The sequence below is a fragment of the Nocardia sp. NPDC003345 genome, assembly GCF_053589395.1.
This window is the reverse complement of sequence record NZ_JBSFRU010000021.1, coordinates 1-22,726: the sequence shown is the minus strand read 5'-3', so window position 1 is coordinate 22,726 and position 22,726 is coordinate 1. Positions and strand designations below refer to the sequence as shown.

Below are 22,726 nucleotides of genomic sequence, written 5' to 3'. Positions count from 1 at the left end.
GTTCCGGAACCGGCCCGCGTCTCTACGTGTGCGGCCGGCGAACACAGACCACATTCTCGAAAGGACCGAACCATGAGCAGCAAGATGATCTTCGTGAATCTGCCCGTTACCGAACTGGGGCGCTCGAAGAGCTTCTACGAGGCGCTGGGCTGGAAGGTCAACGACGATTTCACCGACGACAACGCTGCCTGCATCGTCGTCGACGACAACATCTGCCTGATGCTGCTCACCCACGAGCACTTCAAGATGTTCAGCCGTCGGCCGATCGCCGATACCGTGGCGGCCACCGGCGCCGCCTATGCCCTGTCGCTGGGTAGTGCCGAGGAGGTCGACCGGCTGACCGAGGCCGCGGTGGCCGCGGGTGGCACCGAGGAGGTCAATGCCGATAAACAGGCGCAGGAGGCGCAGGTCGGCATGCACGGACGTACGTTCCTGGATCCCGACGGCCACCAGTGGGAGCCGTTCTACATGGACTACCCCGGCGCGTAGCGCCGGCAACCGAACGCCCCGGTCGACGAGGTCGGCCGGGGCGGTCGGCGTCGGGTCGCGCGGTCCGGTGCCGGGGCGGAGTCCGGCCGAGCGCGTGTCCGGGGCGTGAAGGCCTATTTACCGCTGAAGTTGGGCTTGCGCTTCTCCTTGAACGCCTTCGGGCCCTCCTTGGCGTCGGCGGACTGGAAGACCGCCATGCCGAGCTTGGCGTCGATCTGGAACGCCTCTTCCTCGGGGACGCATTCGCTGTCGCGGATGGTCTGCAGGATCGCCTGGACGGCGAGCGGGCCGTTGGCGGCGATCAGTTCGGCCAGTTCGAGGGCTTTGTCCAGGGCCTGGCCGTCGGGCACCACATGGCCGATCAGGCCGATGTCCTTGGCTTCGGCGGCGCTGAGGTGGCGACCGGTCAGCAGGATATCGGCGGCGACGGTGTAGGGGACCTGGCGGACCAGCCGGACCGCGGAGCCGCCCAGCGGGAACAGGCCCCAGCGTGCTTCGGAAACACCGAATTTGGCGCTTTCGCCGGCCACCCGGATATCGGTGCCCTGCAGGATCTCGGTACCGCCGGCGATGGCCGCGCCCTCGACGGCGGCGATCAGCGGTTTGGTCAGCCGCCGGCCCTTCAGTAGCGCCTCGATCTTGGACAGATCCCAGCCACCTCCCGCAAACGAGTCACCAGGATGCTGCTGCGTCATACCCTTGAGATCGGCGCCCGCACAGAAGGCCCCGCCCGCGCCGGTGAGGATGGCGACCCGGATATCCGGATCGCTGTCGACCTGATCCCAGGCGTCGCGCATGATCGCCATCATCTCGGTGGAGAGCGCGTTGCGCGCCTCGGGGCGATTCATGGTGACGATGAGGACGTGGCCGCGCTTCTCGACGAGGCATTGAGGCATCGTTGTTTCTCCTGTTACTCGGACCCTTGCCAGAAACAGTAACACGTTCTATTTTTGACCTTGTGACGTACAACATAGCCGACCTCGTCGAACACACCATCGATCTTGTGCCGGACCGGGTTGCGCTGGCTGACGACCACCGCTCGGTGACCTTCGCCCAACTGGAGGACAGGGCGAACCGGCTTGCGCACTACCTGCAGGAACATGGCGTCCAGCCGGGTGACAAGGTCGGTATCTACTCGCGCAACACCATCGAGGCCGTGACCTCGATGCTGGCGGTGTTCAAAGCGCGGGCGGTGATGGTCAACGTCAACTTCCGCTACGTCGAGAACGAGTTGCAGTACATCTTCGAGAATTCGGACATGGTGGCGCTGATCCATGAGCGCCGCTACACCGACAAAGTGGTGAATGTCCGGCCGAAGGTTCCGCACCTGAAGACGGTCCTGATCGTCGACGACGGCACCGACGCCGCGACTCCCGCGGACGCGGTGGATTTCGAAACGGCGCTGGCGGAATCGTCGGGCGAACGCGATTTCGGCGACCGCTCCAACGACGACATCTTCATGATCTACACCGGCGGCACCACCGGTATGCCCAAGGGCGTCATGTGGCGTCACGAGGACTGGTGGCGGGTGCTCGGCGGCGGCATCAACTTCATGACCGGCGAGTACGTGCAGGACGAATGGCAGCAGGCCAAGAACGGTGCGGCCGGCGGCCAGATGGTGCGCTACCCGATCCCGCCGCTGATCCACGGTGGTTCGCAGACCGCGGTCTTCCACGGCCTGTTCGACGGCGGCAAAACCATCATGATCCCGGAGTTCGACGCGCATACCGTCTGGCAGGCGGTGGATTCGCACGGCATCAACATGATCTTCATCACCGGTGACGCCATGGCCCGCCCGATGCTGGACGCGCTGAAGGCCGGTCACCCGGAAACGGGGGATTCCTACCAGCACGCCAGCCTGTGGGCGATGGCCAGCAGTGCGGCGCTGTTCTCGCCCGCGCTCAAGGACGAGTACATCGACCTGCTGCCCAACACGGTCATCACCGATTCCATCGGCTCCTCGGAGACCGGTTTCGGCGGTATCTCGATCGCTGCCAAGGGCGCGACCCATACCGGCGGTCCGCGGGTGAAGATCGACGCCTCCACCGCGGTCATCGACGAGAACGGTAAACCGGTCGTCCCCGGCTCCGGCCAGACCGGTGTGCTGGCCCGCAAGGGTCATATCCCGATCGGGTACTACAACGACCCGGTGAAGACCGCGGCCACGTTCAAGGAGTACGACGGTGTCCGCTATTCGATCCCCGGCGACTGGGCCCGGGTCGAGGAGGACGGCACCGTCACCATGCTCGGCCGCGGTTCGGTGAGCATCAACAGCGGCGGCGAGAAGATCTACCCCGAAGAGGTCGAGGGCGCGCTGAAATGCCATCCCGAGATCTTCGACGCGCTGGTGGTCGGCGTCCCGGACGAGCGCTGGGGCCAGCGGGTGGCGGCAGTGGTGCAGTGTCGCGGCGGCAAGCGTCCCACCTTGGAAGAGTTGCGCCCGATCCTGACCCAGGAGATCTCCTCATACAAGATGCCGCGCAGCCTCTGGTTCGTCGACGAGATCAAGCGGTCGCCCGCCGGTAAGCCCGACTACAAGTGGGCCAAGGCGCAGACCGAGGAGCGTGACGCCGACGAGCACGGGTCGGCGGGCAACGGTTCCTAGATCGGAGCGGGGTGAGGGTCTGCCGGACGATTTGTGGACCCTCAGGCAGCCCGAGAGCGAGTATCGGCTACCGGCGTCGATTATCGGGCCAACCGGACCAGAAGCGGTCGGTGCCGTCCGGCGAACAATTTCGCCAGTTCCCGGACCGCACCGTCCGCGGCCGTTATCCCTTCCGGTGCGGCCGCGGTATGTGTGCGGTCGTACGGGGTCGGATGCACTACTCGACCGCCCTCGGATAAGGCGATCTCCTGTCCGAGCTTCTCGCTCGCATGATGAACCGGTGTTACTCGGGCGTCGGCCGCCATGGTGGAAGAATACGGAACCACTCGATCGCCCTACACTGCTTTTCGGCAGCAAAGAGTCGTCGTACTGTGGTGCCGTCCTCGGCCTTTCGGTCGATTCTGATTCCGGCCTGAGCGAATCGAGGGAGGATCATGGAGATATTCGACGATGACCCACACTCGCGAGATGCCGATGAGTGTTCGCAGCTGTTCGAGCAAGCGGCCGACCACGTGTTGGTGATAAGCGCCGAGCTGAATCGCAGGCTCGCCTGAGTCAGCTGGGCTTTTTGGTCGATCGAACTCAGTGCGCCGGGACAATCAGGTCCACTGTCGGGAAGTAGCCCCTGAAACGCTGCTCGTCGCGGGTGAGTAGCCGGTAGCCGGCCACCGCGGCGTGTGCGCCGACGTAGAAGTCGGGCATCGGGGAGCGCTTCGTGCCATCGTTTCGGCGGTAGCGTTGATACGCCTTACCGGCCAGGAAACCGGCCCGGAACGGGAGTGGTTCCCGGATGAAGTCGTCGGCGGGAAGCACCCGGTCCAGCATTTCGACTGCTTCGTAGCCGACCGAAACCTCCGCGTAGACGATCGGATTGATCACCACGCGGCCGAAGTCGACCGCCTCGCTGAGTCGGTCGGCCGACCACTGGGCCCACTTCGGATCATCGGTCAGGATATCGAGTAGTACGCAGGAGTCGACGAGTGTCGTCGGCCCGCCGATCGGGCGCACGTTAGTCGCCACGGAGGAGTTCCATGATCTCGTCGGTACTCATACCCTCGACGGCTTTGCTGTCGGCGGTACCGCGCATCCGGTCGACCAACCGCTGGCCCCGGGTAGGGGTGTCGGCGTTGCGGATGATCCGGAGCGCGCCGTCGACCTCGACCACCTCGACGTCGTCGCCCTCGCGCAGGTTGAACTTCGCGCGTAACGCGGCGGGGATGGTGACCTGGCCTTTGCTGTTGAGTATCACCGCGCGCTCTCCTGTCTTACGTAATACGTGTACTACGTAATACTACGCGCGGTGATACCACTCGACCGGGTACGAGATCAGGCCGATTCCGGAACGAATTGGGCCAGGGGGAGCAGGTGGTTGGTGGCTCCGCCCAGGGCGAACTCGTTGCGGGTGGCGGCCGTGAAGTAGTTGTGCACGATGTGGTCGCGGTCGATGCCGACGCCGCCATGCACGTGGACCAGGGTGTGGGCGACCTGGTGGCCGGCCTCGGCGGCCCAGAACTTCGCGGTGTGCACGGCGCCCGTCGCGTCCAGGCCCTCCGCGAGCTGCCACGCCGCCTGGGTGACGGTCAGCCGCAGGCCCTGGATGGCGATATAGCTGTCCGCGAGGCGCTGGGCCACGGCCTGGAAGCTGCCGACCGCGCGGCCGAACTGCTCACGTTCGCGGCCGTAGCCGGAGACCAGTTCCAGGGAGCGTTCGAGGGTGCCGAGCTGGGTCGCGGCCAGGCCCAGCCAGGCCCGGTCGAGCAGCCAGTCCAGGATCCGGGCGCCGTCGTCCACGGTGCCCACGAGTTCGGCCGGGGCGTCGGTGAACTCGACCAGCGATTCGGCGCCGCGGTCGGTCACCTGCTGGGCGGTCACAGTGACGGATTCGGCGGAAGGGTCGACCAGGAAGACGGCCGCGACTCCGGAAACCGAGGCGGGCACCAGGATTCGCGCCGCGCGATCTGCCACCGGGACCGTGGTCTTGGTGCCGGTCACGCGCCAGCCGTCGCCGGTCTCGGTGGCGGTGGTGGTGGGGCGGGCCGGTTCCCAGTTGTGTTCCTCGGCCAGCGCGACCGTCAGGATCGCGGTTCCCGCGGCGGCGTCGGCGGCGAGTTTCTTCTGGTCCGCGGAACCGAACTCGGCCAGGGCGCCCGCGCCCAGGACGACCGACCAGAGGTAGGGGACGGAGGCGACGGCCTTGCCGAGTTCGCGCAGGATCGCGGTCTGCTCGAGCGAACCGAATCCGCTGCCGCCCACATCCTCGGGCAGCGCGGCCGACAGCACCCCGGTCTCGGCGAGTGATTTCCACAGCGGTTCGTCGAACTTGGCGGTACCGCCGTCCAGTTCGCGCAGGCGGTCGGCGGTGACCAGTTTGTCGCAGACCTCGCCGGTGAGGCGGGCCAGATCCGACTGGGCTTCGGTGGGAGTGAAATCCATGGTGAGTACCTCGTGGAGTCGGGCGGGTCAGCGGCCGGAGGCGGGCTGTTTCAGGGCGGTCATGGCGATGATGTCGCGCTGCACCTCGTTGGTGCCGCCGCCGAAGGTCAGGATCAGGGCGGCGCGGTGCATCCGCTCGAGCCGGCCGCGCAGTACCGAACCGGGGGAGTCCTGCCTCAGCGAGGCCTGGGGTCCGAGGACCTCCATCAGCAGGCGGTAGGCCTCGGTGGACAGTTCGGTGCCGTAGACCTTGCAGGCCGAGGCGTCCCACGGGCGCGGAGCGGCGTCGCCACCGGCGTCGACCCGGCTGGCGATCTCCCAGTTCATCAACTTCAGGTATTCGACCTTGGCGTGCACCCGGGCCAGGTTCAGCTGGACCCATTCGCGGTCGAAGACGCGGGAGCCGTCGGCCGCCTTCGTCTCCTTGGCCCAGGCCGTGGTCTGTGCCAGCGCGAGTTGCAGCGCGGCGGCCGAGGTCAGGGCGACCCGCTCGTGGTTGAGCTGGTTGGTGACCAGCGGCCAGCCGCCGTTCTCCGGGCCGACCAGCGAGGTCTGCGGCACGCGGACGTCCTGGTAGTAGGTGGCGCTGGTATCCGGTCCGGCCATGGTGTGCACGGGGGTCCAGGAGAAGCCCTCGGCGGTGGTGGGCACGATCAGCATGCTGATGCCCTTGTGCTTCTTGGCGGTGGGATCGGTGCGCACCGCCAGCCAGATGTAATCGGCGTAGGCGATGAGGCTGGTCCACATCTTCTGGCCGTTGATCACGTAGTCGTCGCCGTCGCGGACCGCGGTGGTGCGCAGGCTCGCCAGGTCGGTGCCGGCGCCGGGTTCGGAGTAGCCGATGGCGAAGTGCAGATCACCCGCGGCGATCTTGGGCAGGAAGAATTTCTTCTGCTCCTCGCTGCCGTAGTGCATGATCGTCGGCGCCACCGAGTTGATGGTCAGGAAGGGCACCGGGGCGCCGGCGATGGCGGCCTCGTCGGTGAAGATCAGCTGGTCCAGCATGGGCCGGTTCTGGCCGCCGAATTCCTCGGGCCAGCCCAGCGCCAGCCAGCCGTCGCGACCCATCTCCGCCACGACCTCGCGGTATACATTGCCCTCGCCGTATTCGCCGGTCTGGGAGCTGAGCGCCGCCCGCCGTTCGGGAGTGATCAGCCGCGCGAAGTAGTCGCGAAGTTCGGCGCGTAGCTTTTCATGTTCCGGGGTATACGCGATGCGCATAGCGGTACCTCGAGCCTTCGTTCTTCGGGTTTGAGATGGGCCTGGACGTGAGATCGCGCCGCGCTCACCCGCCGGGAGCGCGGAAAGGATCTCCGATACCTTGCTCCGATCATTGCATATGCACTGAAACATGTTCCAGTATTGAGGGGTAATCAGCCCATGTAGCCAGTCCCGGTGGCTGCCGCTTGTTAGGCTTGCGGTAGCGGGCGGGAAAAGGAGTTTCCATGAAGGTCAGTGTTGACTTCGACCAGTGCGAAGCGAACGGAATCTGCGCGGGAATCGCTCCCGACGTGTTTGAACTCGATGACGAGGATATGTTGCACGTCGCCGAGGGTGAGGTCGCGCCCGATCAGGAGTCGCAGGTTGCCGAGGCGGTCGCCCAATGCCCGAAAGCGGCATTGAAGTTGCTGTGAATCGGCTCTTGCCGTGAATAAGAACACGTTCTAGAGTCGGCCCGGTGAGCGATACAGATAACAGCCTTGCCGGGCGGGTTGCGATCGTGACCGGAGCGGGTGCGGGCCTCGGCAAGGCCGAAGCGCTCGCGCTGGCCTCCGCCGGCGCCTCGGTGGTGATCAACGATCTCGCCGAATCCGACGCCGTGACCGAGACGCTGGAACAGATCCGCGCCCTCGGGGCGAAGGCGGAGTTCGTCGCCGGCAGCGTGGCCGAGCGGTCCACCGCCGATGCGCTGGTCACCGCCGCTACCGAAGCGTTCGGCAGCCTGGACATCGTGGTCAACAACGCGGGGATCACCCGCGACAAGATGCTGTTCAATATGGCCGACGAGGACTGGGACGCGGTCCTCGCCGTGCATCTGCGTGGGCATTTCCTGCTGACGCGCAATGCGGGTTCCTACTGGCGCGCCAAATCCAAGGAAGCCGGCGCGCCGGTCTACGGACGGATTGTCAACACCTCTTCCGAAGCCGGTTTGCTGGGACCGGAAGGGCAGGCCAACTACGCGGCCGCGAAGGCCGGAATCACGGCGCTGACGCTGTCGGCCTCCCGGGCGCTGAATCGCTTCGGGGTCCGCGCGAACGCCATCTGCCCGCGGGCGCGGACCGCGATGACCGAACAGGTTTTCAGCGCGGCCCCCGAGGGCGAGGTCGATCCGTTGTCGCCCGAGCATGTGGCGCGCTTGGTCGCCTATCTGGCCTCGCCGTCCGCCGAAAAGGTGAACGGGCAGGTCTTCGTGGTCTATGGGCCGATGGTCGCGCTGATGGCCGCGCCCGAGGTCGAGCAGCGCTTCGACGCTGCGGGTTCGCAATGGTCTGATGACGATCTGGCCACCACGCTGACCGGTTACTTCGCCGACCGCGCGGAAGGTCGTACCTTCTCTGCGACGGCACTGCACGAATTGGGTTGATCGGGTCCGCCTCGGGCGGGTGCCGGGATATTGTCCCGGGACTCGCCCGTGGCGAGTTGAACAACCGTCCAGTCATTGGTAAACAAGGGGTCGGAACTGTGCTCGGCCTCACACAATGATGCTCGAACGGTATGAATCGTGTTTCAGTCTCGGTGTCTGGGATTGCGACAAGTTTCCAGTTCACAAGCCTCAAAATGGCCCCACATAGGAAATGAACGTGTTCTACTTAGCGGGGCATTGCGCCGGGTGTGCCCCGGCCTGCCGCCAGCGGGACCAGCAGTTAGGCAAGGAGGATCCATAGTGAACGAGGTCCTTGCCGTCCCATTGCGGGCCGTCGGCGGATTCTTCGAACTCGCCGCCTCGGTGGCCCGGGCCAGTCTGCGCCGGCCCTTCCAGATGCGCGAGTTCATCGATCAGTCATGGTTCGTCGCGCGCGTGTCCATCATCCCGACACTGCTGGTGGCGATACCTTTCACCGTGCTGGTGAGCTTCACCCTCAACATCCTGCTGCGTGAGATCGGCGCCGCCGACCTCAGTGGCGCGGGCGCCGCCTTCGGCGCGGTGACCCAGGTGGGGCCCATCGTCACCGTGCTCATCGTGGCCGGTGCCGGCGCCACCGCCATCTGCGCGGACCTCGGCGCCCGGACGATCCGGGAAGAGATCGACGCCATGAAGGTGCTCGGTATCGACCCCATCCACCGGCTGGTGGTACCGCGGGTGCTGGCCTCGATGTTCGTCGCGCTGCTGCTGAACAGCCTGGTGTGCACCATCGGCATCGTGGGCGGGTTCCTGTTCTCGGTGTACCTGCAGGATGTGAACCCGGGTGCGTTCGTCAACGGCATCACGTTGCTGACCCATCTGCCCGAATTGCTCATCTCCGCGGTCAAGGCGGGCCTCTTCGGTCTCATCGCCGGACTGGTCGCCTGTTATCTGGGTTTGAACGTCAAAGGTGGTCCAAAGAGTGTCGGTGACGCGGTGAACCAGACAGTGGTTTTCGCCTTCATGGCGCTGTTCGTGGTGAATGTCGTGGTCACCGCCGTCGGCCTCAAATTCGCGGTGCGGTGATATGTCGGCCTCGGTGATCCTGCAGTCCCGCTTCCCCAAAGTCGCACGTCGCTTCCGCCGCTGGTCCAACGCTCTCGACGATCTCGGCAAACAGGCCGTTTTCTACGGCAAGGCAATCGGCTCGATGCCGCGCGCGATCGTGCACTACCGCACCGAGACGATCCGGCTCATCGCCGAGATCAGCATGGGCACCGGCGCGCTCGCGGTCATCGGCGGAACCGTGGTGATCGTCGGATTTCTGACCCTGTTCTCCGGTGGCACCATCGCCGTACAGGGCTACAGCTCACTCGGCAATATCGGTGTCGAGGCGCTGACCGGCTTCTTCGCCGCGTTCCTCAATGTCCGTATCGCGGCGCCGGTGATCTCCGGGATCGGCCTGGCCGCCACCATCGGGGCGGGGTCGACCGCGCAGCTGGGCGCCATGCGGGTGGCCGAGGAGATCGACGCCTTGGAAGTCATGGCCATCCGGCCCATTCCCTACCTTGTCGGCACCCGGGTACTCGCGGGCATGATCGCGATCGTGCCGCTGTATGCCCTGGCGGTGATCGCCTCCTTCGTCGCCAGCCGTTTCGCGACCGTGGTGATCTACGGGCAGTCCGCGGGTGTCTACGACCATTACTTCTCCACATTCCTAATTCCGAGCGACATTCTGTGGTCGTTCGCCCAGGCCATATTGATGGCGTTGGCGGTGATGATGATCCATACGTATTACGGCTACACCGCGGCCGGCGGCCCCGTCGGGGTCGGCGTGGCCGTGGGCAACGCGGTGCGCAGCTCGCTGGTCGCGGTGGTCACCGTGACCCTGCTGGTCTCGCTGGCCGTCTACGGCACTTCCGGCAACTTCAACCTTTCCGGATAGGCGCCGATGACCGAGATGATGAGAGGTACGCGCGCCGGGGTGCCGGCCGGGACCGCGGGTGGGTCGTCCCGCGGTACCGGAGAGCCCCTGGCGCCGCCGCGTCCGATGAGCCGCTGGGTCGTGTTCCAGCGGACCGCCGGGCTCAAACTGGCCGGTGCCGCGATGGTGCTGGGTGTGGTTGCGGCTGTAGCGATTTCCCTGACCTTCTTCTTCGGTGGGTTCACGCCCAGCGTCACGGTGACGGTCAGTGCCCCGCGCAGCGGGCTGGTGCTGGATCCGGACGCGAAGGTCAAGGTGCGCGGCGTCCAGATCGGGCGGGTCGCGGCCATGGAACGTACCGACGAGGGCACCGATCTGCGGCTGGCGCTCGATCCCGACAAACTCGACCTGGTGCCCGCCAACGTCACCGTCGATATCCGATCGACCACGGTGTTCGGCGCCAAGTACATCAACTTCGTGCTCCCGCAGGAACCCGAGAACCAGTCACTCGAACCCGGCGCGCGTCTCACCGCCGACCGGGTGACGGTGGAGTTCAACACCATGTTCCAGCACCTCACCGATGTGCTGGCCGACGTGGAGCCGGAGAAACTGAACGCCACGATGACGGCGCTGGGCACGGCCCTGCAGGGCCGCGGCGAGACCCTCGGCCAGTTACTGGTGAACAGCGACGCGCTGCTGCGGGAGATCAACCCGTCCATGCCGACGCTGCAGCGCGATCTGAGCACCACCGCCACGGTGACCAACCTGTACGCCGATGTCTCCGGCGACCTGCTGCGCACCGTCGACGGCGCCACCGTCAGCAGCCGGACCGTCGCCGAATCCGAATCCGATATCGATTCGCTGCTGGCCGACCTCACCGGCCTGGCCGATACCACCGGAGCGACGCTGCACGAGAACGAAGCCCCGATAGGTACCGCGCTGGATCTGCTCCGGCCGACGAGTGAACTGCTCAACAGCTACCAAGACGCGCTGTTCTGCCTGGTCAGCGGCTCCGCCAAGGCGTTGCCGTTCGGTGAGGCGGTATTCGGCGGCGGACAGGAGGGTGTGGCTCTGAATACCGGCTTCATGACCGCCATCGCGCCCTACACCTTCCCGAACGATCTGCCGAAGGTGAACGCGACCGGTGGTCCGCGATGCGGTGGAATCCTCGATCGGGTACCCGACAGTCATTCCACCTATGTGGTCACCGATACCTCCGAAGGTCATCCGTACACCCCGTCCACCAAGGTCGGCCTGAACGCGCCCAAGGTCTTCCAGGTGCTGTTCGCCGGACTCCCGGGGGTGGGACAGCCATGAAGAACACCGCAACCACCGTCAAGCTCGCGATCTTCACACTGGTGATGACCCTGGTCTTCGCCGGACTCGCCGTGGTGTTCTCGCAGATGCGTTTCTCCAGCGAGACCGGCTACAACGCGGTCTTCACCACGGCGTCGGGCATGCTGCCGGGCGACAAGGTGCGTATCGCGGGCGTACCCGTTGGATCGGTGTCGTCGGTCGAGGTCGACGACGAGTACCACGCCCACGTCGAGTTCGACGTCGATACGAAGTACAAGCTGCTCACCAGCACCCGGGCCACCATCCGGTACGAGAATCTGGTCGGCGACCGCTACCTGGAACTCATGGAAGGCCCGGGCGCGGCCGAACCCATGAGCAAGGGCGGCACCATCGGCCTGGACCGGACCGCGCCCGCGCTGGATCTGGACATGCTGCTGGGCGGGTTCAAACCACTGCTGCGCGGCCTGGACCCGGCCCAGGTCAACGATCTGACCAATGCGCTGCTGCAGATCTTCCAGGGTCAGGGCGGCACACTCGTCGAACTGCTCAACAGCGGCGGGTCGTTCACCAAAACGCTCGCCGACCGCGATGCCCTCATCGGCAGTGTCATCGACAACCTGAACGCGGTCCTGAAGACCATCGACGACCGAGGCGACCAGTTCGCCACGACCATCGACGAACTACACCGGCTGGTGAGTGGTCTGGCCGCCGACCGCGACCCGATCGGCGCCGCGCTGCCGCGGATCGCCGACGCCACCCTGGCGACCACCGATCTGCTCGCCCAGGCGCGACCGGACCTGGCCGCCACCATCGCCCAGACCGGCCGGTTGGCCACCAATCTCGACAACGGTTCGGACACTGTGCAGTGGGTGCTGGACAAACTGCCCGCCACCTACCGCAAGCTGATTCGCATCGGTTCCTACGGTTCGTTCCTGCAGCTCTACGTCTGCCGGACCAACTTCCTGATCGACGGTCCGGACGGGAAACCGCTGCTGCTCGAACTGCCCGGTGAGCAGACGACCGGAAGGTGTGCCAGCGAATGAAACAGGAATCGCGCGCGGTGACCATCGGTGTCGTCGGATTGGTGCTGGCCGTGGCGGTGGCGCTGTCGGCCCTGCAATTCGAGCGGCTGCCGTTCATCCGCGGCGGCGCCGTGTTCACCGCGTACTTCGCCGATGCCGGCGGGCTGGTGACCGGCGACGATGTCGAGGTCGCGGGGGTTCGCTCGGGCAAGGTCGAGGATGTGAGCCTGGACGGCGCGCAGGTGCTGGTCCGGTTCAGCCTGAACGAATCGATCGTGCTCGGCGACAAGACCGCCGCCGCCATCAAGACCAACACCGTGCTCGGCCGGAAATCGCTGTCGGTGAGCCCGGCCGGCGACGGCGAGCTGACCATCTCCGACACCATTCCGCTCGACCGCACCACCTCGCCGTATTCGCTGAACGAGGCACTCGGCGATCTGGCCGGTACGGTCCAGGATCTGGACCTGCAGAAGGTCGACCAGACGTTGGACGCGCTCTCGGCCGCCTTCGCGGAAACTCCCGCGCCGCTGCGTTCGGCGCTCGACGGTGTCACGGCGCTGTCGCGCACCATCAACGCCCGCGACCAGGCACTGCAGGATCTGCTGACCCGCGCCCAGAATGTCACCAAGATCCTGGCCGACCGCGCCGACGCCATCAACGGGCTGCTGGTGGACGGTAATCAGCTGCTCGGCGAACTGGACCGGCGACGTACCGCGATCAGCCAGATGATCGTCTACGTCAACGCGCTCGCCCAGCAGTTGTCGGGCCTGGTGCACGACAACGAGGGGCAACTGCAGCCGGCGCTGGACAAACTCAACTCGGTCCTGGACCTGCTGCAACGCAACCGGGACAACCTCACCGGCGCGCTCGACGGCCTCGGCCCCTTCGCCGCCGCACTGGGCGAACAGGTCGGCAGCGGGCCCTACTTCAACGCCTACGTCGTCAACGCCAGCAGTGAGACCCTGCATCCCCTGGTCGACGCGCTGGTCTGGCCACAGCATCTGCCGGAATCGCTGCGCGCCTACATGTTCGAGCCCGGTCCCAAGATCGGACCGTCGGCAGAGGAGCCGCCGCGATGATGCGATACTGCGATACCTCCGCCTTCGCTGCGGCCTCCGCGGACCGCATGTTCGCGCTTCGAGGAGGCGTGCCACCGCGGAACCTCGGCCTTCGCCACGTCTTCCGCGGACCACATGAACCTCATTCGAGGAGCACCCGATGACGAGTGTGATGGACAAGGTCCGGTCCGTTTCCGGCAAATGGGTCGCGATCGTCGCCGGTGTCCTGGTGGTGGCGCTGGTGGCCTTCGGCGGGTACACGGCGTTCCAGCGGATCACCAAGAACGAGATCACCGCCTATTTCACCTCCACCAGCGGCCTGTACCCGGGCGACGACGTGCGGGTGCTCGGCGTGCCGATCGGCAAGATCGACAGCATCGAACCGGGTAAGGATCAGGTGAAGGTGACGATGTCGGTCGACGGCGGCGTCGACCTGCCCGCCGACGCGCGGGCCGTCATCATCGCGCCCTCGCTGGTATCGGCCCGGTTCATCCAGATCGCGCCCGCCTACACCGGCGGCGACACCCTCGGTGACGGCGCCGAGATCCCGCTCGAGCGCACCGCCGTCCCGGTGGAATGGGACGACATCAAAACCGAACTGAACAAACTGTCCACCGCGCTCGGACCGGTCGGTGACGATCCGCAGGGCTCCTTCGGCCGGTTCGTCGATACCGCCGCGGACAACCTCGACGGTAACGGCGACGCCTTCCGCGCCACCCTGCACGAGCTGTCCGCGACCTTGACCACGCTGTCCGACGGCCGCACCGATCTGTTCGGCACCATCCGCAATCTGCAGAAGTTCGTGGACGTGCTGTCCAAGAGCAACGATCAGATCGTGGAGTTCGGCGGCCGGCTGGCGTCGGTTTCCTCGGTCTTGGCCGGGGTCTCGCAGGATCTGGGCGCCGGGCTGGACAATCTGGACCTCGCGCTCGGCGATGTGAAGCGGTTCCTGGACAGCAGCGGCGGTGAGCTCACCGAGGGTGTGCAGCGGCTGGCCGACGTCACCCAGATCCTCGTCGACAAACGGCCGCAGCTGGAGCAGGCCCTGCACTCCGGTCCCACCGCGCTGGTGAACTTCTACCAGATCTACAAACCGGCCCAGGGCACCCTGACCGGCGCGATCTCGCTGAACAACTTCGCCGATCCGGTGAGCTTCCTGTGCGGTTCGGTACGCGCGCTGGAACAGAACGAATCCGATACCAGCGCCGATCTCTGCGCCGAATACCTGGCCCCGGTACTCAGTTCGCTGGCGATGAACTACCTGCCGATCATGACCAACCCGGCCACCGGCGTAACCGCTTTCCCGAACCAGCTGGAATACACCGACCCGTCGCTGGCCGACCGGGTGGATCCGCAGAAGGTGGGCCCGCCGGCCGCGCCCGAACCCGCACCGGTCACGGTTCCCGCCGGTATCGCGGGCCTGGCGATCCCCGGTCTGCCACAGATGCCCGGCCTGCCCGGAGGAGGACGATGATGCGCGCGCCGAAGCTGCCGGCCGCCCGGCGCCGGGTCGCGGCGGTGGTCGTCGGGCTCGCGCTCGCGCTGCCGATCACGGGATGCCAGTACGACGGATTGAACTCCCTGCCGATGCCGGGCACCGAGGGCACCGGCGAGGGCGCCTACGAGGTCAAGATCCAGATGCCCAATGTCACCACCCTGACCCGGAATTCGCCGGTGCGGGTCGACGATGTGGCGGTCGGGTCGGTGACCGATATCGAGGTCGAGGACTGGCACGCGCTGGTCACGGTTTCGCTCAATCCCGCAGTGGTGCTGCCCGCCAACGCCACCGCCAAGATCGGCCAGACCAGCCTGCTCGGCAGTAACCACGTCGAACTCGCGCCGCCGACCGATATCGCGCCGCAGGGCCGCCTGGCGGCCGGCGATGTGATTCCGCTGGACCGGGCCGGGGTCTACCCGACCACCGAGCAGGTGCTGTCGTCGCTGTCGGTGGTACTCAACGGTGGCGGTATCTCCCAGCTGGAGAACATCACCCGCGAACTCAACGCGGCGCTGGTCGGCAACGAGGACGAGGTCCGCGACCTAATCCCGCAGATGAACGATCTGATCTCCAACCTCGACGCCCAGCGCGACGACATCATCAACGCCATGAGCGGACTGGACCGGCTCAGCGGCAAGTTCGTCGAGCAGACCGATGTGGTGGAACGGGCCATCGAGGATATCCATCCCGCGCTGACCGTGCTCGCCGATCGACGCCAGAACATCACCACCACCATCACCAAACTGGGCGAGCTCAGCGATGTGGTGAACCGGCTGATCGCCACCAGCGGTGACAATCTGAAAGCGAACCTGGCGAATCTGGCCCCGGTGCTGCAGACCCTGGCCGATACCGGGGCCGACCTCACCGAATCGCTCAAGATCATCGCGTCGTTCCCGTTCCCGCTGAAGAACCTCGACCGCGCGATCAAGGGCGACTATCTGAACCTGTTCATGACCGTCGACGTGACCGGTAAGCGACTGGACTCCAACTTCCTCACCGGAACCGGGCTCGGCGGTATGTTCGGCGGCGTCGAGGTCGCGCTCGGGCAGGTCGCCGGACCCGCCGGTGAACAGGGCAACCCGCTGGCCACCCCGCTGGCCCCGCCGCCCGGAACCCCCACCGATCAGCCGCAACCGACCATTCCCGGGCTGCCGCCGATCCCCGGCCTGCCCTCTATCCCCGGGCTGACGGTGCCGCTGCCCGGGCAGCAGCCGCAAGGGGGCGTGGGCCCGTGAAACTCACCCGATTCGTCAAGATTCAGCTGACGATCTTCGCGATCCTCACCGTGGTCGGCCTGACCGTCATGGGCGGCACCTACGTCGGTGTACCCGCGCTGCTCGGTATCGGGCGCTACGAGGTCACCGTCGAACTGGCCGCCACCGGCGGGCTCTACCAGAACGCCAATGTCGCCTTCCGCGGTACGAATGTCGGTGTGGTGCGCGAGGTCCGGCTGACGCCGGCCGGCGTGGCGGCGAAACTTTCGGTCGACAGCGATTACAAGATCCCAGCCGATTCCTCCGCGCTGGTCCGCAGCGTCTCGGCGATCGGCGAACAGTACGTCGATCTGGTGCCGCCGCAGAATCCCGGGGACGGGAATCTGTACGACGGCAGCGTGATCCCGGTGGACCGCACCGAACTGCCCCAGGACGTGGGCGCCCTGCTGGACCAGGCCGACCGGCTGCTGGCCAGTATCGCCGACACCCGGCTGCGGCAGGTCATCGACGAGGCGTTCCGGGCGTTCAACGGGGCCGGCCCGGATCTGCAGCGCTTCATCGATTCCGCCGCCCTGCTGGTGCAGGAGGCCAACGACAATGTCGGCCCGACCAAACAGCTGATCGAGCAGATCGGCCCGCTGCTGGACACCCAGGTGAACTCCGATGCCGCGATCCGTTCGTGGACCCGGGATCTGGCCACGGTCACCGATACCCTGCGGGCCCACGACCCGGCGTTGCGCAATATCCTCGCCAACGGCCCGGCCGCCCTGCAGACGGTGAACCAGCAGTTCGCCGACCTGCGGCCCACCCTGCCGCTGCTGCTCAACAACTTGGTGAGCCTCGGGCAGGTGGGAGTCACCTACCACGCCGGCCTGGAACAGATCCTGGTGGTCTATCCGCCGCTGATCGCGGCCCTGCTCACCGCGGTGCGCGGGCCCATGGAATACGGCGCGATGGTCGACTTCATGACGGTGCTCAACGATCCGCCGCCGTGCACCACCGGCTTCCTGCCGCCCGATCAGCGCCGCAGCCCGAGCGAGACCGATACCGTTCCCACGCCTGAGGGCCTGTACTGCAAGGTCCCGCAGGACGACAAGACCGCTGTACGCGGTATCCGCAACACGCCCTGTATGGAATACCCCGGCCGCCGTGCCCCGTCACCGGAGCTGTGCCGCACGGGATACGTTCCGCTGGGCACGAATCCGCCCTTCGGCCCCCCGCAGCCGGTGGCGCCGACCGAACCGCCGGCGCCCGGAGTGGCCCCGGCATCCGCGCCCGACACGGGCCCGGGGGTTGCGGGAGTACCCCCGGCACCTGCTAGTTTCTCGGGCGCAAGCACCCCCGCCGCCGCTCTCTCCTACGATCCGGCCACCGGGGTCTATACCGGAACCGACGGGCGCAGCTACCGTCAGGGCGATATCTCGCCCGGCGGATCGGGCACCGTACCCGCGGATTGGCAGGCAATGTTCGAGGAGCAGCAACGATGAGCGAGACCAAGGACCCCCGCCGTACCCGCCGCAAGTCCAGCAGGACCGCGGGTCCGCCGGCCGAGGGTGCCGCCGCGACCGAGAAGATCGGCACTCCGGCCGAGACCTCGGAGGACGCGGCGGCCGACCGGACCGAAACCCCCACGGAAAAGGTCGAAACGGACACCGTGCGGGTCGCGGCCGAGGCCGCGGATACGAGCGGCGGCGAGACCGCGGAACTCGATGCCCCGACCGAGCGCGTCCGGGTGGCCACCGGAAAGGCCGTCGAGGCCGATGCGGCGAGCACCACGAAGCTCGACGCGCCGACGGAACGGGTCGCGGTGGCCGGTGACGCCGGCGTATCCGCCGAACCCATCGTCGAGCTGGACAAGGCCGATGCGAAAGGGTCCACCGACGCCGCCGCTGCCGATACCGCGTCCGGCCGGTCGTGGAAGCGGATCGCGGGACTCGCGGCCGCCGCCGTCCTGGTGATCGGCCTGGTCGCCGCGGCCGTCGTCTCGACCGTCGCCGTCCAGTCCACCCAGCAGCGCGACGAGCGCCGGGCCGAATACGTCGCGACCGCCCGCCAGACGATCCTCAACCTGACCACCATCCGCGCCGATACCGCCAAAGAGGATATCGACCGGATCCTCACCATGGCCTCGGGCGAATTCAAGACCGAATTCGACGGCCGCGTGGATCCGTTCACCGAGATCGTGAAACAGGCCAAGGTCGTCTCCACCGGCGAGGTGGTCGAATCCGCGGTGGAGCGCGACGACGAGAACTCCGCGGTGGTGCTGATCGCCGCGAAACAGACCCTCACCAACGCGGGCGCGCAGGATCAGCAGCAGCGGTTCTACCGTTTCCGGGTGACCGTGTCGCGGGCCGACGACGGCTCCCTGACCGCCTCCGACGTGAAGTTCGTGGCGTGACCGGGTCGGGCCCGGAGGCGGCAGCGGAGCGTGATGACGTGCCCGAGGAAAACAGCACGACCGCGTCGGGACGCGAGAGGACCGGTATGAACCTGCGTAACAAGATCCTGCTCGGCCTCACCGCGGTCGTGGTCGTCGCGGCCGCCGTGGTGGCCGGTATCGGCGGCTACCGCTACTGGGACTACCGCCAGTCCGAACACTCCCGCACCGAGGCCGTGGAGGCCGCCTCGCGCACGGTATCGGCGATCTTCACCTACGAACACCAGACGGTGGAGCAGGAACTCCCCAAGGCCGCCGAGAGCCTGACCCCCGACTTCCGCGCCGACTACCTCGAACTGATCGACAAGGCCATCGTGCCGGGCGCCAAGGAGAAGGAACTCACCGTCAAGGCGACGACCCAGGCCGGCGGTGTGGTCACCGCCGACCGCGCGCACGCCACGGTGCTGCTGTTCCTGAACCAGGTGACCACCAGCAAGGAGAGCCCCCAGGGCGCCACCACCGGCAGCCGGGTCCGGGTCACGCTGGACAAGGACGACGGCCAGTGGCTGGTGGGGTCGGTAACCCCGATCTGATCCGCCGGGTTTGGTTCGGAAAGCTCTGCCACAAAAGGCTCCATCCCAGCTGGGATGGAGCCTTTTCTGTGGAGCCCCCTGTCAGGATTGAACTGACGACCTTTCGCTTACAAGGCGAGTGCTCTACCACTGAGCTAAGGAGGCGTGGGCGCAGCCATCATAACCGGGCACGCCCGCTGCGCCACATCGGATTCCGATGAAGCGCAGCGGGCGAACTGGTGGTGAGACCGGCCGGAACCTACTTGCGGGCCGCCTCGTCTGCCGCCATGGCGTCGCGCAGGCTCTTCGGACGCATATCGGTCCAGTTCTGCTCCACGTACTCCACACAGGCTGCGCGGCTGTCCTCACCGAAGACAACCCGCCAGCCGGCCGGGACCTCGGCGAAAGCAGGCCACAGGGAGTGCTGTTCTTCGTCGTTGACCAGGACGAAGAAGCGGCCGTCCTCGTCGTCGAACGGGTTGGTGCTCATTTCACCTCACTGGGGTGCTCGCGCGGATGTAATGGGATCTGTCCGGGTCCGGCGCGGCGAGCCGGTTTCCGGCTGCCGTGTCGCGAACCCAACGATGTGTCGACCCTAGCAAGCCCGGTGTTAGCGATGGGGTCTCCCCTCACGAGGCGAAGAAATCCAGCAGGATCTTGTTCACCGTGTCCGGGCGCTCCAGATATCCGTAATGACCGGCGTCGGGAACCTCCTGATACCGGCCGCCCGGGATCGCGTCGGCAACCTCCCTGGACAGATACGGCGGGATCATCCGGTCATCGGCGAACCCCACGGCCAGGCAGGGCACCCGGATATCACGGTAGGCCTTCAGCCTGTCGAAATCGTGATCCATCCGGCGCTGGGCCCGGATACCGGGCGGAACCGGGCCGCCGGTGAACTCGAACAGGTCGAGCCAGTCCCGGGCGGTATGCGGGTTGGCCATGGTGGCGGGGGAGAGATTCATCACGGCGGTCAGTGCCGCCTCGTATTTCGCCGGCAGCCGCACCCCACTGGCGTCGAGTTCGTGCTCGCCCAGCGACAAGGTCTTCTGGAACTGGTCCAGCCGGCCGTGACCGGCCAGGAACACGGCCTTGCGGACGAGGTCGGGGCGGGCGAGCGTGAGTTCCTGCGCGACCCGCGCGCCCATCGAGGTGCCGACCACCAGGGCCGGGCCCTCGGCCAGGAGCTCGATCAGCCCGGCCGTATCGGCCACCAGCTGGTCGATGGTGATGCCCTCGGTGCCCTCGTGCGACGGCGCGATGCCGCGGTTGTCGAAGGTGCAGACGCGGTAGCCCGCGCCCAGCAGGGCCGGCACCTGATGCAGCTCCCAGACCCGGCCCGGACTGCCGGTGCCCATGATCATCACCACCAGCGGGCCGCCGCCCTTGACGTCGGTGCCCTGGGAACGGTCTCCCTTGACCTGGTAGTTGAGCGATATTCCGTTCACCGTGGCCAACGGCATCCTGAAGGCCCCTTCCTCATCGTTTCTGCTTCCCAAGGTATAGCCCCGCGGGCCCGCGCCGTGTTACCACGGCGTGTTACCGCGGCCTCGGCGATCGAATCCGGGGACAGATACCATGGGCGTTCACACGCACGCGTTACTGCAGGGAGGATTGAGATGGCCGCGAAAAGCAGCGCCAATGGTATCGCCGACGACGAACTGGAGCCCCTCGCCGACGAGACCGCTCGTCAGGCGCAGCGGGTCGTAGCCGCCTACGCGACCGACGCCGACGAATGCCGGATGCTCCTGTCGATGCTGGGGATCGGCCCGGGAGGCCGTACCGAATAAGCTGTGTCCAGGGCCGCGTGGCGGGGCATGCGGCAGTCGGCGCCAACGGCGACGTCGGCGGATCCACACAACTACATGGCGTATTGCGCCGCGCAAAGGATGCGTGAGTGGACCAGATGACCGATCAGCCGTCCAGAGAAACCACCGCCGGGAACGTCACCGCCGTGTCCGAGAATCAGGCCTCGAACGAGGCCGGGCCGGTCGGCGGCCCGATCGATCCGGCCGAGGCCGTCCCCGAACCGGTGGAGGCCGAGCCGTTGCGTGAGCGGGGGGCCGGATCGGGATTCGTGGTCGTCGCCAACCGGCTCCCGGTGGATCTGGAAAAACTCCCCGACGGCTCCACCCGCTGGAAGCGCAGCCCCGGTGGCCTGGTCACCGCTTTGGAGCCGGTGCTGCGCAGCAATCGCGGCGCCTGGGTGGGCTGGGCCGGTGTGCCCGATGTCGAGGTGGATCCGATCGTCGAAGACGGTCTGGAACTGCATCCGGTGCCGCTGGCAGCGCAAGAGGTCGCCGACTATTACGAGGGCTTCTCCAACGCCACCCTGTGGCCGCTCTACCACGATGTGATCGTCCGCCCCGTCTACCACCGGGCCTGGTGGTCGGCCTATGTGCAGGTCAACCGGCGTTTCGCCGAGGAGACCGCGAAGGTGGCGGCCGAGGGTGCCACGGTGTGGGTGCAGGACTACCAGCTGCAGCTGGTGCCCAAGATGCTGCGGATGCTGCGTCCCGATCTCACCATCGGATTCTTCCTGCACATCCCGTTCCCGCCGGTCGAACTGTTCATGCAGATGCCGTGGCGAACCGAGATCGTGGAGGGCCTGCTCGGCGCCGATCTTATCGGCTTCCACCTGCCCGGCGGCGCCCAGAACTTCCTGTACCTTGCCCGGCGGCTCGCCGGCCAGCCCACCTCGCGCGGCACCGTCGGGGTGCGGTCGAAGATGGGCGTGGTGCAGGTCGGGTTCCGCACGGTCCGGGTCGGCGCCTTCCCGATCTCGATCGACTCCGCCGGACTGGACGAACATTCGCGGCGGCGTTCGGTGCGTGAACGCGCCGCGCAGATCCGCGCCGAACTGGGCAGTCCGAAGAACATCCTGCTGGGCGTCGACCGCCTCGACTACACCAAGGGCATCGATATCAGGCTCAACGCCCTCGAGGAGCTGCTCGAGGAGAAGCGGATAGATCCCGCCGATACCGTCATGGTGCAGCTCGCCACACCCAGCCGGGAACGGGTGGAGAGCTATATCCAGATGCGCGGCGATATCGAACGCCAGGTGGGCCGCATCAACGGCGAATTCGCCCGGGTCGGCTACCCCGTGGTGCATTACCTGCACCGCCCCATCGCCCGCGAGGAACTCCTCTCGTTCTTCGTGGCCGCCGACGTCATGCTGGTCACCCCGCTGCGCGACGGTATGAACCTGGTCGCCAAGGAGTACGTGGCCAGCCACAGCGGCCTCAACGGCACCCTGGTCCTGAGCGAGTTCACCGGCGCCGCCGCCGAGCTCCGCCAGTCCTACCTGTGCAACCCCCACGACCTCGACAGCGTGAAGGACGCGATCATCGCCGCCCTCACCGACGACCGCGAAACCCGCCGCCGCCGCATGCGCGCCCTCCGCCGCCAGGTCCTCGCCCACGACGTGGACCGCTGGGCCCGGGCCTTCCTCGACGCCCTCGCCCAAGGGCAGGTGGCCGGAAAAGCCCTCATGGCCGAAGCGGACCAGGACGACCAGGACTACCCGGAATAGAGTTGATTTCGGAGCGGCTCCGCGCGGAGGTTCGTTCAGGGTTTCCGTCCAAGGGGTGGGTTGGAGTGAACCCTTTGGGAGGGTGAGTTCGGATGTGCCCCCTTCGCGAAGGGTGGGGCTGTGATTTTGGAGCGGCTCCGCCG

Annotated in this window: 23 protein-coding genes and 1 tRNA gene; 16 read left to right on the top strand and 8 right to left on the bottom strand. The window is 66.7% G+C overall.

Annotation, left to right across the window (positions count from 1 at the left end; translation table 11 throughout):
• The first annotated feature begins 72 nt into the window (after positions 1-72).
• Positions 73-489: a VOC family protein gene (locus ACWDU1_RS04710; protein ID WP_449995912.1), complete on the top strand. Its 417-nt coding sequence runs from the start codon at positions 73-75 to the stop codon at positions 487-489.
• Between the two features lie 113 nt (positions 490-602).
• On the opposite strand, the gene ACWDU1_RS04705 is transcribed toward ACWDU1_RS04710, so the two are convergent.
• Entirely contained in the window at positions 603-1,385 is a 783-nt protein-coding gene (locus tag ACWDU1_RS04705) for a crotonase/enoyl-CoA hydratase family protein (RefSeq protein WP_449995911.1), read from the bottom strand.
• 62 nt (positions 1,386-1,447) lie between these two features.
• Between ACWDU1_RS04705 and ACWDU1_RS04700 the strand changes: the two genes are divergently transcribed.
• Positions 1,448-3,094 carry an acyl-CoA synthetase gene (locus ACWDU1_RS04700; RefSeq protein WP_449995910.1) on the top strand — a complete coding sequence of 549 codons (1,647 nt, stop codon included), beginning with the start codon at positions 1,448-1,450 and terminating at the stop codon, positions 3,092-3,094.
• A gap of 582 nt (positions 3,095-3,676) precedes the next feature.
• Here the strand turns inward: ACWDU1_RS04700 and ACWDU1_RS04695 are convergent.
• The 4 genes from ACWDU1_RS04695 to ACWDU1_RS04680 all read right to left on the bottom strand — a co-directional run bounded on the left by ACWDU1_RS04695 (position 3,677) and on the right by ACWDU1_RS04680 (position 6,748).
• The gene (locus ACWDU1_RS04695; RefSeq protein ID WP_449995909.1) at positions 3,677-4,114 is read right to left on the bottom strand and encodes a type II toxin-antitoxin system VapC family toxin; all 438 of its coding nucleotides are present in this window, start codon (positions 4,112-4,114) and stop codon (positions 3,677-3,679) included.
• Positions 4,104-4,343: an AbrB/MazE/SpoVT family DNA-binding domain-containing protein gene (locus tag ACWDU1_RS04690; RefSeq protein ID WP_449995908.1), complete on the bottom strand. Its 240-nt coding sequence runs from the start codon at positions 4,341-4,343 to the stop codon at positions 4,104-4,106. The genes ACWDU1_RS04695 and ACWDU1_RS04690 overlap by 11 nt, the downstream gene beginning before the upstream one ends.
• A gap of 77 nt (positions 4,344-4,420) precedes the next feature.
• Entirely contained in the window at positions 4,421-5,527 is a 1,107-nt protein-coding gene (locus ACWDU1_RS04685; RefSeq protein WP_449995907.1) for an acyl-CoA dehydrogenase family protein, read from the bottom strand.
• Positions 5,528-5,554: 27 nt separating this feature from the next.
• Positions 5,555-6,748 (bottom strand): acyl-CoA dehydrogenase family protein, encoded by a 1,194-nt coding sequence (locus ACWDU1_RS04680; protein WP_449995906.1) that lies wholly within the window; start codon positions 6,746-6,748, stop codon positions 5,555-5,557.
• A 224-nt stretch (positions 6,749-6,972) separates the two neighbouring features.
• Between ACWDU1_RS04680 and ACWDU1_RS04675 the strand changes: the two genes are divergently transcribed.
• From ACWDU1_RS04675 to ACWDU1_RS04620, 12 genes are all read left to right on the top strand, one after another.
• Positions 6,973-7,161 carry a ferredoxin gene (locus ACWDU1_RS04675; RefSeq protein WP_357426290.1) on the top strand — a complete coding sequence of 63 codons (189 nt, stop codon included), beginning with the start codon at positions 6,973-6,975 and terminating at the stop codon, positions 7,159-7,161.
• Positions 7,162-7,205: 44 nt separating this feature from the next.
• The gene (locus ACWDU1_RS04670) at positions 7,206-8,111 is read left to right on the top strand and encodes a 3-oxoacyl-ACP reductase (RefSeq protein ID WP_449995905.1); all 906 of its coding nucleotides are present in this window, start codon (positions 7,206-7,208) and stop codon (positions 8,109-8,111) included.
• Positions 8,112-8,411: 300 nt separating this feature from the next.
• Complete coding sequence (locus ACWDU1_RS04665; RefSeq protein ID WP_357426294.1) at positions 8,412-9,176, top strand: MlaE family ABC transporter permease; 765 nt, start codon at positions 8,412-8,414, stop codon at positions 9,174-9,176.
• Between the two features lies 1 nt (position 9,177).
• Positions 9,178-10,035 (top strand): MlaE family ABC transporter permease, encoded by an 858-nt coding sequence (locus ACWDU1_RS04660; protein WP_449995904.1) that lies wholly within the window; start codon positions 9,178-9,180, stop codon positions 10,033-10,035.
• A 105-nt stretch (positions 10,036-10,140) separates the two neighbouring features.
• Complete coding sequence (locus ACWDU1_RS04655) at positions 10,141-11,331, top strand: MCE family protein (RefSeq protein WP_449995903.1); 1,191 nt, start codon at positions 10,141-10,143, stop codon at positions 11,329-11,331.
• Positions 11,328-12,353: an MCE family protein gene (locus ACWDU1_RS04650; protein WP_449995902.1), complete on the top strand. Its 1,026-nt coding sequence runs from the start codon at positions 11,328-11,330 to the stop codon at positions 12,351-12,353. The genes ACWDU1_RS04655 and ACWDU1_RS04650 overlap by 4 nt, the downstream gene beginning before the upstream one ends.
• Positions 12,350-13,411: an MCE family protein gene (locus tag ACWDU1_RS04645; RefSeq protein WP_449995901.1), complete on the top strand. Its 1,062-nt coding sequence runs from the start codon at positions 12,350-12,352 to the stop codon at positions 13,409-13,411. The genes ACWDU1_RS04650 and ACWDU1_RS04645 overlap by 4 nt, the downstream gene beginning before the upstream one ends.
• Before the next feature lie 139 nt (positions 13,412-13,550).
• A complete protein-coding gene (locus tag ACWDU1_RS04640; RefSeq protein WP_449995900.1) occupies positions 13,551-14,864 on the top strand; it encodes an MCE family protein in 1,314 nt (437 codons plus the stop codon).
• Entirely contained in the window at positions 14,864-16,123 is a 1,260-nt protein-coding gene (locus ACWDU1_RS04635) for an MCE family protein (RefSeq protein WP_449995899.1), read from the top strand. The genes ACWDU1_RS04640 and ACWDU1_RS04635 overlap by 1 nt, the downstream gene beginning before the upstream one ends.
• The gene (locus ACWDU1_RS04630) at positions 16,120-17,589 is read left to right on the top strand and encodes an MCE family protein (protein ID WP_449995898.1); all 1,470 of its coding nucleotides are present in this window, start codon (positions 16,120-16,122) and stop codon (positions 17,587-17,589) included. Before ACWDU1_RS04635 ends, ACWDU1_RS04630 begins: the two co-directional genes overlap by 4 nt.
• Entirely contained in the window at positions 17,586-18,500 is a 915-nt protein-coding gene (locus ACWDU1_RS04625; RefSeq protein ID WP_449995897.1) for a hypothetical protein, read from the top strand. The genes ACWDU1_RS04630 and ACWDU1_RS04625 overlap by 4 nt, the downstream gene beginning before the upstream one ends.
• 86 nt (positions 18,501-18,586) lie before the next feature.
• Positions 18,587-19,072: a h domain protein gene (locus ACWDU1_RS04620; RefSeq protein WP_449995896.1), complete on the top strand. Its 486-nt coding sequence runs from the start codon at positions 18,587-18,589 to the stop codon at positions 19,070-19,072.
• Between the two features lie 69 nt (positions 19,073-19,141).
• Here the strand turns inward: ACWDU1_RS04620 and ACWDU1_RS04615 are convergent.
• From ACWDU1_RS04615 to ACWDU1_RS04605, 3 genes are all read right to left on the bottom strand, one after another.
• A tRNA-Thr gene (locus tag ACWDU1_RS04615) sits at positions 19,142-19,216 on the bottom strand.
• A 94-nt stretch (positions 19,217-19,310) separates the two neighbouring features.
• Positions 19,311-19,541 (bottom strand): MbtH family protein, encoded by a 231-nt coding sequence (locus tag ACWDU1_RS04610; protein WP_030522889.1) that lies wholly within the window; start codon positions 19,539-19,541, stop codon positions 19,311-19,313.
• 139 nt (positions 19,542-19,680) lie between these two features.
• A complete protein-coding gene (locus tag ACWDU1_RS04605; protein ID WP_449995895.1) occupies positions 19,681-20,514 on the bottom strand; it encodes an alpha/beta fold hydrolase in 834 nt (277 codons plus the stop codon).
• 156 nt (positions 20,515-20,670) lie between these two features.
• On the opposite strand from ACWDU1_RS04605, the gene ACWDU1_RS04600 reads away from it, so the two are divergent.
• Both ACWDU1_RS04600 and ACWDU1_RS04595 read left to right on the top strand, forming a co-directional pair.
• Entirely contained in the window at positions 20,671-20,841 is a 171-nt protein-coding gene (locus ACWDU1_RS04600) for a hypothetical protein (protein ID WP_449995894.1), read from the top strand.
• A gap of 116 nt (positions 20,842-20,957) precedes the next feature.
• Positions 20,958-22,583, top strand: a complete 1,626-nt coding sequence (locus ACWDU1_RS04595; protein ID WP_449995928.1) for an alpha,alpha-trehalose-phosphate synthase (UDP-forming) — start codon at positions 20,958-20,960, stop codon at positions 22,581-22,583.
• Positions 22,584-22,726 lie beyond the last annotated feature (143 nt).